We start from the raw sequence: 13,948 nt of genomic DNA on the forward strand, positions 1-13,948 counted from the left end.
TGATAATACCAACTTTCGACCAACGAGGTAAACAGCATGTACGAGCATCTTTTATCAGAACTTGAAGTCTTTAAGAACGAACTTATCAAAGAAGGAGCCACAGCCGAGCTGTCCATGGACAGAGACGGGCTGCCGGCTCTTCTTGTGTTTTTTGAAGGAATAGGAAGAGTTGTCCTTAGCCTTATGGAAGGGGATGACAAGGACTTTCTATGCCTTACTGCAGAGACCACCAAAGGGGACAAGGCAGCGCCTGAGGATATTCAGGCTGTGAGCTTACTGACGCCTCTTCCGGATAAGCAGGGGCGGGCAGGTACAATAAAGCGCTATGCTAAGCTTCTTTTATCCGGTAAGACCCTGGAGGTCTATCCCCTTCCGGAGATGGTACAGGACCTTGATGAAGATGAGAATGCACCGGAAGCAGCAGTAAGGCTCCTTCCCAAGACAAATATGCTGGCAGATATTCTGACCAGGGCCGGCGCGGAGGATCTGGCTGTGGATATCGCGAATATTCCCTATATTCTAGTGGTTGATGGGGATATGACCTTTGTCGCAGCCTATGAGAATCTTTACGGAGATGAGTATCTTCTTCACTTCAGGGCAGATATTCCCTATGAAAAGGCTGACAAAAAGAAGGCCCTGGAACTTTCGGAAGAATTTAACCGGGATCATTCCTATACCAGGAGTTTTATCGGAATGGATGACCTTGGAATAATCGACGATGGGGACAGCCCTGTGATAACCTTCCACGCCTGCACCATTGACAGCGGAGATAACATTGACGGCAGGGTATTTGGTGATATGGCAGCAGCTTTCGAAAGAGAAGTCATGGAATTTTTGGAAGAATTCTTTGGCGCAGAGTAAAGAGGTGTAAACATGCAGGGAACCCTGGTAAATGATAGCAACTTAAGCTTTTTTATGCCCATTTTGGATATCAGACCAACAGAGGATGATCTTGTCATCGGCGTTATCGAAAAGGGCAGCGGAACGGCCTGCGGAGTGTTAAGGGCCGAGGCTGAGCCGGATAACAGGCTCATACTGACTTATATTTATGTAGCGAGTGACTTCAGAAACAAAGGAGCCGGCAGCAAGCTTATGCGTTTTTTTCTGGAAACCGCCTATGACCTGGGAGCAAAGAGCATAGGGTGCTGTTTCATCGGCAATCCTGAAAACGCTTATCTGCGAAAAATACTGGATAAAGCCGGATTTGTGGATGAATCAGACGAACTTAACGTACAGATAGCAAATATAGAGAAATTTGATCTTTCATCACTGGGACCGGAGATAAAAAGTGTCAGATCGATTCCCCTCAGAAGCCTTCCGGAGAGCGAGAGATTTTTTTTGCCGGTGAAAGAAAAGGAGTATTACAACGAGAATGTAAGTATCATAGCCGTTGATAATGCATCGGGAAGGGGAATGATCCTGTTGCACCCGGTTGACGGGAAGCTTTCGCTGGAGACCTTAGAGGCCAGCGGAGCCCAAAAGATCCGGATATTGTATGCGCTTATCAGAAAAGCGGTTATTAATGCAAAAGAGTCAGGAACCTATGATGAGTGGATTATTGCCGATTTTTCTTCTTCCAATGCAAAGGCAATTATGGCAAAGCTTACCGCCTATTCTTCAGTAAAATTCACCGAGTGTTATTATTTCAATCTGCATTTTTGAATTGCTGCTATGGCAGTAAAGCGAGGACAAATATATGATGGGACATGGCGAGATCAACAAGGAAAAGCACAAGGACCCCCAGGTGATAAATGCATCGCCCGTTGAACAGGTAGACCATTATCAGGAATCGAGGGTAAAGGACATAAGGATTAAAAACCTTCAGCCCGGTGAAAACGCATGGCTAAAAAAGGCACTGCAGGCCACAGGGCATACTAAAAGTGCGTCACGAAAGCTTGTACATATGCCAACCCTGGCTGCTTACACCACCGAATACGGCAAGCGCTTCAACGAGAAGCTGAATATCCAGAAAAGACTCGAAAAGATGGAGAACCACAAGTCTGCCCTTTTCCAAAAGAAAAAGAATGCAATCATGATAAAAGAGGCTGTAAACAGAAATTCCAGACAATGTCTCGATAAAATGGAAAAGATGATGACCGGAAGGAATGTCCCTTGCGAGGATGGAGAAGTATACAGAGATCTTGCCATGTTTATGGGCGCAAACGAGCAGGAGTTTTCCGCACAGGACAAGAAGAGTCTTCTTGACAGCGCTCTGGGAACCTCTGTAAATGGTGAGGGCGCTCCTGAAGGTCAGGATATGAAGGTGGCCCTTGGACTTATGACAAAAGCTCTTTTTGCCATAGATATCCCTTCAATAAGGCTTGACAGTGATGTGCTCATGGCCGGAAATGCCGAAAAACTGGAGGCCATAACAGGACAGGTTTATGCCTATGAGAACATGCTTGAAAGATATGGAAAAAACTATTTTGAAGAGATTAATGAAAACACCGCCAAAGTCATACAGGAACACCTGGAAAAGCTAAGGCTCATCTCCGCCTATTATGTGAGCCGCAAGGAAGTTGTCACTGACATGGAATATTCCACTCACTACGACGAGGAGCTTACTCTGGAAGTGGATGAAACAACTCCGGATTCCACAAAGCAGCTGGCAGAAAAGATCATGAACAGCACAGTTTTGGCAGCCAAACTGATGGAGGTGTCGGGAGTAAAGCAGAAGGACAGAAACGGCGTGGCAAAAGCGATCACTAAGGTTAAGTCCAATGCTTCCAAACAGCTTTTTAACAAATCCAAGACCGTTCTTACCAAAGAAGAACAGAGAAAGCTTCTTGATAAATCAGTAAAGAAGATGAGCTATTTCGGAGTAAACGGCTTTGGAGTATACAGCCTGAACGCCAAAAACTGCGGAGCTTCCTTCGGCAGTCTTTTCAAGAACTTTAATGATCTGGAGGAGCACGGGAACTTCTTTGGAACCAACAGTATAGAGATGAAGCTTGTCAAAAGACATATAGACGAGTTTAGAAAGATCACCTCCGGCTCAGCTTTTAAGCTTGGCTATCATGAATTCAAATATCAGATGGCGGAGTCACTGGGGAGCCTTGTTGAAGCCTGTAGAAGGTACAGAAAGTCCCACGATGACAAACATGAGTATGGCGATAGATATGAGTCTGTTGGAAATATCCTGGCATCAGCAGAAAACTGCTATGAATTTGTGGGATCACTGGATCAGAAGAAGTATGAAAAGCTTGTAAATGACAATAAGAAGCAGGCTCTTAGCATGGTTTTGCGTAATTCCGATATGATTTTGGAGAAGGATGACGGTGAGATCGCAAAGACAGATCAGATGCTTCTTCGAAAGCAGAGCAAAGGTCTGGAAGAGGAGTTCTATAACATTATTTCCGAATCCTCCGGCTTCTATAGCAGTAAAAAATGCCGTGATAATCTTAAGAAACAGTTAAATACAAAGGTTGGCAACAATGAACAGAACTTTAATGCCGATAAGGCGTATCTGATCAAGGTATATAACCGAATGCAGGAATGGTGCAAGTTTTACCTTAAGGATAACGATCCTTCTTTTGAAAGCGGAGTCAGGAAAGTAGATCTCTGCTGCAGGATAAATGATAACGCAGCCCGTATGATAACCTATCTGGGCAGCATAAGCTTCGCGGATCGTCTCAAGATGAGTGGTGGAAGCGGCACCTGGGCAGATATGCTTTTTGGCAATGATATCAGCAAAATGAGGGAAGTGAAAACGGGGGAAGGTAAAAGGATTGAGTCCGAAGACGGAGAAAAAGACGTTACCTTCCTGGAGAGTAAGGAGGATCTTAGAGAGAACAGTTATAAGAACATAATAGAGCTGGCCTGCGGCGATGTCTCTATGCTTCGGGATTACAGGCAGGCACAGCTCAGAAAGATAAACGGCGAGGTCAAAACCGGTCTTGCCTATAAAAGCAGGATCGATGAGAGGGTGGAAGGTCATGGTAATGGGCCCCTTGAGTACAAGAGTGCCAAAGAGATCCTGGATGCTGCCAATGAAAACAATATGAATATCGTATATTCTGACGTTGCCCTCAGACAGCTGACAACCATCCGCATCATGGATACTCTTTTTGGGAAGAAAAAAAGAAGACTTGATACCATAAAATACAACGCCAGAACCCAGGCACTCACCGGTGAGCCGGTAATATTCATAAAATCCGTATGCAACATCAGTAACGACGGCTATTTTGGCAAACAGGAAAAGCAGCTGCAAGGCGGTGAGGACGAGGGAATAGAATCTTCAGTTCTGGATGAAAAGGGTGATCTTAATATCGAGGTCTATGACAGAACGGTGGCTGATAAGATAATGGCTCTTACGCCGGAAGTTTTTTTTGAGAGCTTTACGGAGAACGAGATACAACTTACTCAGCAGGATAAAGATGCCTTTACCCAGAGGCTTACTGCGCTTCAGAATGCTTTCCGAAAGGACATGACGGATGAGAATGGCTGGAGGAAGAGGAGAGACAAAAAGGATGAAGACAAGCGGCTGGATGACATAAAGAATGAGGAGAATAATCTTAAGAAGTATAAACGCTGGGGCAAGGAAGATACCCATTATCTGGTAGTGGGCTCAAAAGCAAAACTGGCAGATCTTCAGGTGAAGAAGGTCAGGGACGGCGAAGGAACCTACACCAGAGCCCTGAAGAGGCAGATCATTGCCGGTAAGAGTCTGGGACTGGTAGAGCCGGAGTTTCTCAGTTCAATAAAGACCCTGGAAGAGCAGGACCAGAACCAGGAACAGGTCAGGGAGCAGGAACAGATCAAGGAGGAGAAAAAAGACCTGATCGTAAGCCCCGCACAGCAGCAAAGGGTTCAGAAGGCCAAGGACAAGATCAGGGCAATAAAGGAAAGCCGCAGTAACTTCAAATGCGCCTCTGATAGAGTCAAGATGAAAATAAAGGGCGATATCAGTAGTATCACGGCAAAGACGCTTAAGAGGATTAATGAAGGCAAGTTTGAGGTGTCCCAGGACTTCAAGGATGCCATCAAGGCTTTTGATGATTACGCCGGAATGGATGTAAGAGTAAATAAAAGCCTTACCATTGCAAGCACCGAAGCGGGATTTGATAACGCGAAGTTTCTTGAAGAGGGAGAGCTTATGCTTAAGGGTCTTAAGCTGGCAGAGAAGGAACTGGCCAAAATCCCCGAGAAAACCAAAGATGCGCATCTTAAAAAGCAGAGAAGTATCCTTGAACCTCTTATTAAAAAATGTCTTACCTTAAAAGATGGAAATCTGCAAGTCCCTGATGGCATAGTGCCTTATGTTGTTTCAGATGAGGCCTTCAAGAAATGTAAAACTGACACTGTGGAGCTTAAGATCACTGAAAAGAAGGATCTTGAGTGGAAAGATATGAGCAAGTACCCGCTCTTTGCCCATGAACCTTCTGTCAACGATATGGCTCAGGGTCAGGTAGGTGACTGCTATGCTCTTTCCACTATCGCGGCCATTGTAGATATGAGGCCCAGTGTCATCAAAAACATGATGAAGGATAATGGAGATACCGTAACCGTCAAATTCTGTACTGATAATGGTGATAAGTATGTGACGGTTAAAAAGACCGTTCCCGTGTACAAACGTGCGGGAGAAGATATTGAAAAGGATTATTATGTAAGGGGCGCATTGTGGATCCAGATGCTGGAAAAGGCCATTGTTGCATCAGGGATCATTAAGGACCTTTATAAGCAGGAAGGCAAGGAAATCAAGGATAGTATCAAAGATAAGAGCGATCTTATAGCTATGTTGGAAAAGGATGGTCAGGTAAGCTATGAACTGATATCGGGAGGTGACCCGGCATCCTTTGCAAGATTCATCACAGGAAAAAGAGGCACTAAGAGAATTTTTAACGAAGAAGTAAATGATGAATATGAAGGTCAGCTGAAAAAGGGAAAAATGGAGTACACCAAAGCTCAGGAGGCATTCATCAGTGAAGCTGATGAGCTCAACAAGGGCTTTAAAAATTATGTACTCACAGCGTCAACAAAAGACGGTTTCGATACCATTGAGGGAAGCGGCCTTAAGTCGGAAGATAACGAGAAGGGTGTATATATAAGACACGCTTATGCGGTCGTAGGAACCAGAATGATCAATGGCGAAAAGACAATTGTGCTGAGAAATCCATGGGGAATCGGAACCAATGAGGCTGTCTACGATGAAAAGACCGGAGCAGTTACTCAGCAGATAACCTTTGACGGTAAGAATGAAGGTTATGTGTTCATGCCTGTTGATACGTTCTTTAGAATGTTCAACAGCTATGCGAAGGATGAGCTGTAGAAGAATAAAGATATTCCGCAATCATTCAAAAAAAGCCGCTGTCCGGCAGATGAGACCGGATAGCGGCTTATATATTCAAAAGGTTAGAAAAATTACAAATATATTTATCAGATGAGCTTCTCAACGCAAGCAGCTACGTTCTCCATCTTCTCCGTGGGCTCGAAGCGGGCTACTACATTGCCTTCTCTGTCGATCACGAACTTGGTGAAGTTCCACTTGATCTCGGAATTATTCTTATAGTCCTTGTCGATCTTCTTAAGCATCACATTCATTGCCAGGGCAGCAGGTCCTTTACCAAAGCCCTCAAAGCCCTTCTGGCTCTTAAGATATTTGTAAAGAGGAATTGCAGTCTCACCGTTCACATCAGACTTCTTCATCTGAGGGAACATTGTGTTGTAGTGGAGCTGGCAGAACTCATGGATCTCCTCGTCGGTTCCGGGAGTCTGTCCCGCAAACTGATTGCAGGGAATATCAAGAACCTCGAAGCCCTGCTCATGGAACTTCTCAAATATTGCCTCGATATCCTTGTAGTGAGGTGTGAAGCCGCAGTTAGTAGCTGTATTTACAACAAGAACAACCTTGCCCTTGTAGTTCTCCATAGAAACTTCATTGCCCTGTGCATCTGTTACAGAATAATCATAAAATCCCATCTTGGTTTCCTCCTGATATAATGGTTGTATTAAATGGATATAGGTTTGCATGTCTAAATGTCATTGTTATTTCGTTTCTTAACAATGCAATTATATTGCGCGCAATTAAATATGTCAATACACAAATTAAAAAATCTTTGTAATTTTGATATGAAACAGTTAAAATCAAGAGTACGAGCGCATTTAAGGCGCCTGAATAAATGCATATCAATAATGCAATCGGGGGAAAATAGTTATGTATTATAAAGAATTTGCACTTAATGAAGAAGGCTCTCTTGAGGGAGCAAGACTCACTGTTTTTATCCAGGAGCCTTCAACGGAACTATATATAAGTAAGAGACCATTGGTACTATTGTGCCCGGGTGGCGGCTATGAATGGACTTCTGACAGAGAGGCTGAGCCACTGGCTTTTGCATTTATGGCCAAGGGTTTTAACACAGCAATCCTTAGATACTCCTGCAAGCCTGCCAAATATCCCACAGCTCTGTTGGAACTTGGAAGGGCAATGCTCATCGTAAGAGAGCATGCCGCAGAATGGGAGGTTGACCCGGAGGCGATAATTGTTCAGGGCGCATCCGCAGGCGGACACCTGGCAGCAAGCTATTCCTGCTTCTGGAGAGAGGACTTCTTATCCGAGAAGCTCCTTGGAGAAGCAACAGATGCTGCCAAAGAAAAGCTTCGTCCCAACGGACTCTTGTTATGCTATCCTGTTATAACCTCCGGAGAATATGCTCACAGAGGCTCCTTTGATGCTCTTGTGGGAAAAGAAGATAAGAAGCTTCTTGAGAAGGTATCCCTTGAGAAACAGGTAAGCGACGCAGTTCCCCGCACTTTCATCTGGCATACCTTCACAGACGGTTCAGTGCCGGTTGAAAATTCCCTATTGTTTGCATCCGCATTGAAAGCGCATAATATTAATACAGAGCTTCATATTTTCTGTGAGGGAGGTCACGGACTGTCCCTTGCAAATGAGATAACGGAAAGCCCCAGCCGCAAGGAGATCGTTCCCTCCTGCCAGCCCTGGATAGACCTGGCTGCAACCTGGCTTGGAAGTTATTTTAAGAAGTAATACCAACCCGATGGAAAGAATTGATTTATGGGCGATTTTATAGTATTTGACCTTGAGTGGAATCAGGGTGAAGCGCCGGTGACAAGGGGGGATAAGACCCTTACCTTTGAGATTGTTGAGATCGGCGCAGTCAAACTAAATGAAAAAAGAGAAAAGATCGGCGAGTTCAGTCGGCTGATCAAGCCTCAGATCCATCAGCATATGCACAGAATCACGGGTAAGCTCATCCACCTTACAATGGAGGACCTTGAAAGCGGCGAGGATTTCCAGACCGTTGCAAGACAGTTCCTTGAGTGGTGCGGCGAGGACCCCAAGTTCTGCAGCTGGGGACCTTTGGATCTTACGGAGTTTCAGAGAAATCTGGACTTCTATGACATGCCTCTTTTGTCCGACAGGCCGCTTCCTTTCTACGATGCGCAGAAACTCTACAGCCTTGCCTATGACGATGGAAGATCCCGTAAGAGCCTTGCCACTGCAGTTGATGAGCTGGGACTTATCCAGGATATACCTTTTCACAGGGCTCTGGCGGATGCCGAGTACACGGCCAAGATATTTAAGAGATTCAGTGACAGGGTGCTTCAGAGAATATCCTTCGACACCTATGTGACTCCCAAGACCAAGAAGCAGGAGATCCGCATTGTTTTTGACAATTATGCCAAGTACATCTCCAGGGAGTTTGATACCAAGGAGGATGTACTTGAGAACATGGAGATTATGAGCACCAAGTGCTATATCTGCCATTGTAATATCAAAAGAAGGGTAAAATGGTTCTCTCCCAACGGCAAGCACTATTACAGCGCCGCCTACTGCGACAAGCATGGCTTCATGAAGGCCAAGGTTCGCATCAAGAAGGCAGAGAACGGAAGACTCTTTGTAATCAAGACCTGCAAATTCGTCTCCCCCGAGGAGGTGGAGGCCATGAAGGCCAAGCAGCGCAAGGTCAGGAAGAGACAGAACCCGGAGAAAGACCAGTGATGGCGGTAATCAGAACTTTTTGCCCTTGAAGGTAAGACCGTTGGTCTCTTTCTTTCTTCGGTTGAAACGTATACGATCGTTTCTTCTGGCGTGGGTGTGGTTATAGATAATCTGCGAAATGATGAGCTGGATTATTGTAGCCAGAAGGATCAGCGCAAAGGCAGCGATTATCACCAGTTTAATATTGATGTATATTGTACGTGTAGCAACGGCCGCTTCAGTGGAAGCGGCTTTTGTTTTGCCAAAATAGCAGATAAGAGCTTCTCCCACAGGAGCATTGTTGAAGCTGTAGCTTACTTTGGCAAGGGCATAGGGGGCCTCTGCCTTCTGGGCGTCAGTCAGGTCATAGGATATTTCATAGGTGGTATCCTTGATGTCTGAGGTCTTGGGGAGGATGATCTTATCATTTTTCCTGATATTAAGTATTGTTCCGGAGCTTCCGAATACGTCGTGCTCTGATTCAAAGAAAAGGGAATCATCCGGCATGTAGCGGTCATCATTGTCTGCGATATTCACAGGTCTGAAGTTATTAAAACCGTAGTCAAACAGCGTAACAGTGTCGCTAAACTGGGCAGGAGATTCGTCCTTAAGAACGACGCAGATGAGTCTCATGCCGTTTTTCTCAGCGCAGGTAACAAGGGTCTCACGGGCCTGGCCTGTGTAGCCGGTCTTGCCGCCAAGGATGCCCTCGTAGGACATTTCGCCGGTGATCAGCTTGTGCTTGTTGTTGAGATAGAAGTCATCGGGCTGAGTACTTGTAGGTGTGAAGTGATATCTTGGTGTATTTCCCACCTTACATAAGAACTCATTGGCAAAAAAAGCTCTTGCTATCATTGCAAGGTCGTAGGCGGAAGTATAGTGATTGTCGTCCTGAAGACCGTTGGTGTTGTTAAAATGAGTGTTGGTGCAGCCAAGCTCAGCTGCTCTGTCGTTCATAAGGTCAACAAAGGCATCGATGCTGCCGCTGACATGCTCGCCCACTGCATTGGCCACTTCGTTGGCACTTCCTACCATTATTCCGTAGAGGGCCTGCTCAAGGGTGATGGACTCGCCCACATCCATTCCGATGGAAGAGCCGTCGTGGGGAACACTGAATACTGCGTCATTTGAGAAGGTTATCTTATCATCAAGGCTTGCATTCTCCACCGCAAGAAGGCAGGTCATGATCTTGGTGGTGCTGGCGGGGTAGAGCTCCTCGTGGATGTTTTTGGCATAGAGGATGGTTCCTGTATTTGCCTCCAGAAGGATCGCTGCCTGCGCGGGAATCTCAGGTCCCTCGGGCCAGCCGGGGGTGTCGTTACTCTGTATCGGAAGGAGTTTCCTCTCTGCTGCCTCTGCGGCGTAGTCCGGCGTGTCAGCCTTAGCTGTTACCGGAACTGAGCAGATGCCGATGGCGATTGCAATCAGCGCTGCGGAAACTCTATATATGAAGTTTTTCTTATTAATAGAGTTTTTTTCAAGTGTCATAGTAAGAAAATAATACAATATTGATTCATCACAGTAAAGAGCAAGCCCCGGCTCTTTGCAAATGGCGCATAAATGTAGTAAAATCAATGATATAAGAGCCTTCGGGCCTGTATTTTTGATTTGATTTTTAAGGAGTAACATGCGTTTAAGAAATATTGCAGGATCAAGAGAAGTAATTGCGGACAGCAAGTTCACCGTCAAGGATCCTGAGAAGAAAAAAGGACTTTGGAAAAAAGAGGTTTTCGGCAACGACAAGCCCATACATATCGAGATCGGAATGGGCAAGGGACGCTTTCTCATGGACATGGCAGCCCTTCACCCTGATATTAACTACATCGGAATAGAGAAATACTCAAGCGTTTTACTTAGAGCAATACAGAAGCAGGAGGAGCTGCAGCTCCCCAACGTGATCTTCATCAGAATGGATGCGGAGGTTATCACAGAGGTATTCGCACCTTCTGAAGTAGATAAAATTTACCTCAACTTCTCGGATCCATGGCCCAAGGAGAGACACGCCAAGAGGCGTCTTCCCTCAAGGGAGTTTCTTGGAAGATACGACCGGATCTTAAGAGCAGATGGAGTCGTAGAGTTCAAGACTGACAACGAGGATCTGTTCCGGTTTGCACTGGATGAGGTGGAACCGGCGGGATGGACACTGGATGCAGTGACCTATGACCTTCATCACGATGAGGCCATGAACGAGGGCAATGTGATGACCGAGTATGAAGAGAAGTTCTCATCATTAGGCAATCCAATTTACAAGTACATTGTGAGCAGAAAGGGGACAAAGTAATGGACTACACATTAAACAGTCAGAATTTCGAAGAAGAAGTTTTAAAGAGTAACTTGCCTGTTCTTGTTGATTTTTCAGCAGATTGGTGCGGACCCTGCAAGATGATGGCCCCCATGATCGATGAGTTTGCTGATGAGTACGAAGGAGAGCTTAAGGTTGGCAAGATCAATGTTGATCAGTCACCTGACATTGCTCAGAAATACAACGTAATGTCAATTCCGATGTTTGCTTTCTTTAAGGACGGACAGGTTATAGAGACAGCAGTCGGAGCACTTAACAAGGCTAAATTACAAGGAATAATTGATAAGGTGCTGGCTTAATAGCCAGCACTTCTTGCAACAGGGAGTTTTACTGACGTGGCAGATAAGATTACTAACTTTGAGGATTACATTAAACGCAGTGACAGCGTAAATACTGAGAAAGAGCCAAGGGACAGTGCAGGAACCCCAGCAGGAACCGGCACTGTAAAAAATGGAGACACCGGTTTTATCGAATCAATAGAGATCGTGGATCCCTACAACTTTTTTACCGAAGAGGAAAGGGAAGAGTATTTCAGGGAGAGACAGAAGGCAGAGCAGCAGGCAGAGCAAGAGGTGAGCATCCCGGAGGCAGAAGAAGCCAAGGCACCGGGCAGTGGGAAAACTGCCGCGGACAAGCCCGTCGACATGCCAAGAGATAAGGGAACTATAGCCGAAAGAGAGCCTGTGGACGAGCATACCGGGCTTATCAGGAAACATCATATTCCTCGTGCACAAAGAGGATGGGACGCCCGGGATGATTACGAGCCTGCTCCACGCAAGGAAGAGGCCGTTTCAGATAAGGCAGCAGGCAGGGATGCCCATAGTGATAAGGCTGCCGGCGCTGCCCCGGTACAGGAGCAGCCTCAGAAACCGTACAAAGGCGACTACAACGAAGAATACGACGAGCCGTACGATGAAGAATATGATGAAGAGTACGACGAAGAATATGACGATGTAGATGAGGACTACGACGAGGACGGAGAACTCTATGAGGAGGAAGATGAGGAATCTGAGGGGAAAGATCTGATGCTGGTTGTGGTAAGATTCGCATCGATCCTCACAGGAATAGTAATTCTTGCAGCTATAGCTTTTGGAGCTTACAAGTTCCTGGCACCGAAGTTCAGACCCGATCCTGACGAAGAGCCTGCAGAGGAAGTCCAGGTGGCTCTTCCGGAAGGTTATGAAGAGACCGGAGACATGGTGACGGTAACCGCCGCAAGCCTGAATCTTCGCACTGTGCCAAGTTCAGACAGCGACGCAACAATAGTGACTTCAGTTACCAAGGGAACAACAATAAAAAGAATTGCCCAGAGCAGTGAGACCACCTGGGCAATAGTAGAATACGAGGGACAGCAATTGTATGCTTCCTCCAAATATCTGGAAGCTGTATCACAATAAGCTCTAGCGGCTTCTTGAGTGGAGCCAGGAATAGAACTTATCAACGGCGGCCGAGAGATTTTCACCGGTTCTGACAAATGTATCCGCGTGTGCAAGGACCTCTTCCTTGGAGGTATCTACGGCATAGGCGGATATTTTCTGACAGCAGTCGGATTCAAGAGCCCGGTAATCCATGTTTACCAAAAGAGTGTTATGGAGAGAGGAGACCGAGGTATAGAGGTCGGGATATCTCTTCCTTACAATGTTGAATTCATCCAGGATCTGCTCTCTGCTCTGGAGACAGAACAGGAGATACACTGCGTCAACAACCTCTCTGGGTTCAAGGGCATCCGTGGAGGAGCCGTCCTCGGGAACTTCGTTGGTTACGTAGTATTCGCAGATCTCCTGCACCAGGGCGCCGACCTTGGAGTTATCATATAGTTTTTGAAGTTCATCGATTTTTTTGTTTTCCATGATTAATATTTTAGGATAAAAAGAAGGAAATTACCATGAAAATTGGAATATTCGATTCAGGAATAGGCGGTTTGTCCGTACTTCATGAGGCATATCACCGTCTTCCGGATCAGGAATATATATTTTATGCAGATACAGAGCACGTTCCCTACGGCCTTAAAACTCCGGAGCAGATCAAAGGCTATGCGCAGGAGATTACAAGGTTTTTGCTGGACAAGGGAGCGGAGGCTATAGTGGTTGCCTGCAATACAGCAACCAGCGTAGCCATCAAGGACCTGCGCGCCTCATTCGATGTGCCGATACTGGGAATGGAGCCGGCGGTTAAACCTGCCGTAGAAGGCACCGACGACAAGAGGATTATGGTGATCGCAACCCCGGTAACCATCAGGGAAGACAAGCTCAGAGACCTGCTCCACAGGGTGGATGAGGAGCACAGAGTTGACCTCCTGGCCATGCCAAGGTTCGTGGAGTTCGCAGAAAAAGAGCTCTTCGAGGGGCCTGAGGTGGAGGAATACATACAGCAGCAGTTCGGAGCCTATGACAAAAATTTATATTGCGCGTTAGTACTGGGCTGCACCCATTTTAATTACTTTAAACCGTCATTAAAGAAATATTTTGGCGATAACACCTTGCTAGTGGATGGCAATTTTGGTACAATACATCACCTAGCCCATGTGCTTGGTCTGAAGTTATCAGACACACCTGATGATGAGGTTATTTTTGACGACTACCACAAGATGTTGTGTCAGATCAAAACGGACTATTTTTTTTCAGGGCGACCCGTCAGCGACGAAAAAACCCTGGAACACCTGAAAAGACTGCATAACAGGCTTGAAACGGTGCGTAGGAATTAAT

The 13,948-nt window shown here is 46.0% G+C and carries 12 protein-coding genes; 9 read left to right on the forward strand and 3 right to left on the reverse strand.

The window, feature by feature from the left end:
- Positions 1 to 36 precede the first annotated feature (36 nt).
- From G588_RS0103845 to G588_RS0103855, 3 genes are read left to right on the forward strand one after another with little or no spacing between them, the layout of a single operon-like run.
- The gene (locus tag G588_RS0103845; protein ID WP_022777439.1) at positions 37 to 861 is read left to right on the forward strand and encodes a hypothetical protein; all 825 of its coding nucleotides are present in this window, start codon (positions 37 to 39) and stop codon (positions 859 to 861) included.
- 12 nt (positions 862 to 873) lie between these two features.
- Entirely contained in the window at positions 874 to 1,662 is a 789-nt protein-coding gene (locus G588_RS0103850) for a GNAT family N-acetyltransferase (RefSeq protein ID WP_022777440.1), read from the forward strand.
- A 34-nt stretch (positions 1,663 to 1,696) separates the two neighbouring features.
- Positions 1,697 to 6,268: a C2 family cysteine protease gene (locus tag G588_RS0103855; RefSeq protein WP_022777441.1), complete on the forward strand. Its 4,572-nt coding sequence runs from the start codon at positions 1,697 to 1,699 to the stop codon at positions 6,266 to 6,268.
- A gap of 107 nt (positions 6,269 to 6,375) precedes the next feature.
- Here G588_RS0103855 and G588_RS0103860 read toward each other — a convergent pair whose 3' ends face one another.
- A complete protein-coding gene (locus tag G588_RS0103860) occupies positions 6,376 to 6,918 on the reverse strand; it encodes a glutathione peroxidase (protein ID WP_022777442.1) in 543 nt (180 codons plus the stop codon).
- Between the two features lie 235 nt (positions 6,919 to 7,153).
- Here G588_RS0103860 and G588_RS0103865 point away from each other — a divergent pair, with 235 nt between their 5' ends.
- Both G588_RS0103865 and G588_RS0103870 read left to right on the forward strand, forming a co-directional pair.
- Entirely contained in the window at positions 7,154 to 7,987 is an 834-nt protein-coding gene (locus G588_RS0103865) for an alpha/beta hydrolase (protein WP_022777443.1), read from the forward strand.
- Between the two features lie 27 nt (positions 7,988 to 8,014).
- Positions 8,015 to 8,962 (forward strand): 3'-5' exonuclease, encoded by a 948-nt coding sequence (locus tag G588_RS0103870; RefSeq protein WP_022777444.1) that lies wholly within the window; start codon positions 8,015 to 8,017, stop codon positions 8,960 to 8,962.
- Between the two features lie 9 nt (positions 8,963 to 8,971).
- On the opposite strand, the gene G588_RS21225 is transcribed toward G588_RS0103870, so the two are convergent.
- Positions 8,972 to 10,429 (reverse strand): D-alanyl-D-alanine carboxypeptidase family protein, encoded by a 1,458-nt coding sequence (locus tag G588_RS21225; RefSeq protein ID WP_051139903.1) that lies wholly within the window; start codon positions 10,427 to 10,429, stop codon positions 8,972 to 8,974.
- A 139-nt stretch (positions 10,430 to 10,568) separates the two neighbouring features.
- Here G588_RS21225 and trmB point away from each other — a divergent pair, with 139 nt between their 5' ends.
- From trmB to G588_RS0103890, 3 genes are read left to right on the forward strand one after another with little or no spacing between them, the layout of a single operon-like run.
- Positions 10,569 to 11,222, forward strand: coding sequence for a tRNA (guanosine(46)-N7)-methyltransferase TrmB (gene trmB / locus G588_RS0103880; protein ID WP_022777446.1), 654 nt, complete (start codon positions 10,569 to 10,571; stop codon positions 11,220 to 11,222).
- Complete coding sequence (gene trxA, locus G588_RS0103885) at positions 11,222 to 11,542, forward strand: thioredoxin (protein WP_022777447.1); 321 nt, start codon at positions 11,222 to 11,224, stop codon at positions 11,540 to 11,542. Before trmB ends, trxA begins: the two co-directional genes overlap by 1 nt.
- 36 nt (positions 11,543 to 11,578) lie before the next feature.
- A complete protein-coding gene (locus G588_RS0103890; protein ID WP_022777448.1) occupies positions 11,579 to 12,640 on the forward strand; it encodes an SH3 domain-containing protein in 1,062 nt (353 codons plus the stop codon).
- Positions 12,641 to 12,643: 3 nt separating this feature from the next.
- Here the strand turns inward: G588_RS0103890 and G588_RS0103895 are convergent, their stop codons facing one another.
- Positions 12,644 to 13,093 (reverse strand): hypothetical protein, encoded by a 450-nt coding sequence (locus tag G588_RS0103895; protein WP_022777449.1) that lies wholly within the window; start codon positions 13,091 to 13,093, stop codon positions 12,644 to 12,646.
- 35 nt (positions 13,094 to 13,128) lie between these two features.
- Here G588_RS0103895 and murI point away from each other — a divergent pair, with 35 nt between their 5' ends.
- A complete protein-coding gene (murI, locus tag G588_RS0103900; RefSeq protein ID WP_022777450.1) occupies positions 13,129 to 13,947 on the forward strand; it encodes a glutamate racemase in 819 nt (272 codons plus the stop codon).
- Position 13,948: the final 1 nt, after the last annotated feature.

Origin of the sequence: Butyrivibrio sp. AE3009 (genome assembly GCF_000420845.1) — a bacterium.
In the GTDB taxonomy this organism is placed as follows: domain Bacteria; phylum Bacillota; class Clostridia; order Lachnospirales; family Lachnospiraceae; genus Butyrivibrio.

Bases quoted from the DNA above. Each gene is read 5' to 3' on its own strand.
- G588_RS0103845 (WP_022777439.1), top strand. From the start codon at position 37: ATGTACGAGCATCTTTTATCAGAACTTGAAGTCTTTAAGAACGAACTT.
- G588_RS0103850 (WP_022777440.1), top strand. From the start codon at position 874: ATGCAGGGAACCCTGGTAAATGATAGCAACTTAAGCTTTTTTATGCCC.
- G588_RS0103855 (WP_022777441.1), top strand. From the start codon at position 1,697: ATGATGGGACATGGCGAGATCAACAAGGAAAAGCACAAGGACCCCCAG.
- G588_RS0103860 (WP_022777442.1), bottom strand. From the start codon at position 6,918: ATGGGATTTTATGATTATTCTGTAACAGATGCACAGGGCAATGAAGTT.
- G588_RS0103865 (WP_022777443.1), top strand. From the start codon at position 7,154: ATGTATTATAAAGAATTTGCACTTAATGAAGAAGGCTCTCTTGAGGGA.
- G588_RS0103870 (WP_022777444.1), top strand. From the start codon at position 8,015: ATGGGCGATTTTATAGTATTTGACCTTGAGTGGAATCAGGGTGAAGCG.
- G588_RS21225 (WP_051139903.1), bottom strand. From the start codon at position 10,429: ATGACACTTGAAAAAAACTCTATTAATAAGAAAAACTTCATATATAGA.
- trmB (WP_022777446.1), top strand. From the start codon at position 10,569: ATGCGTTTAAGAAATATTGCAGGATCAAGAGAAGTAATTGCGGACAGC.
- trxA (WP_022777447.1), top strand. From the start codon at position 11,222: ATGGACTACACATTAAACAGTCAGAATTTCGAAGAAGAAGTTTTAAAG.
- G588_RS0103895 (WP_022777449.1), bottom strand. From the start codon at position 13,093: ATGGAAAACAAAAAAATCGATGAACTTCAAAAACTATATGATAACTCC.
- murI (WP_022777450.1), top strand. From the start codon at position 13,129: ATGAAAATTGGAATATTCGATTCAGGAATAGGCGGTTTGTCCGTACTT.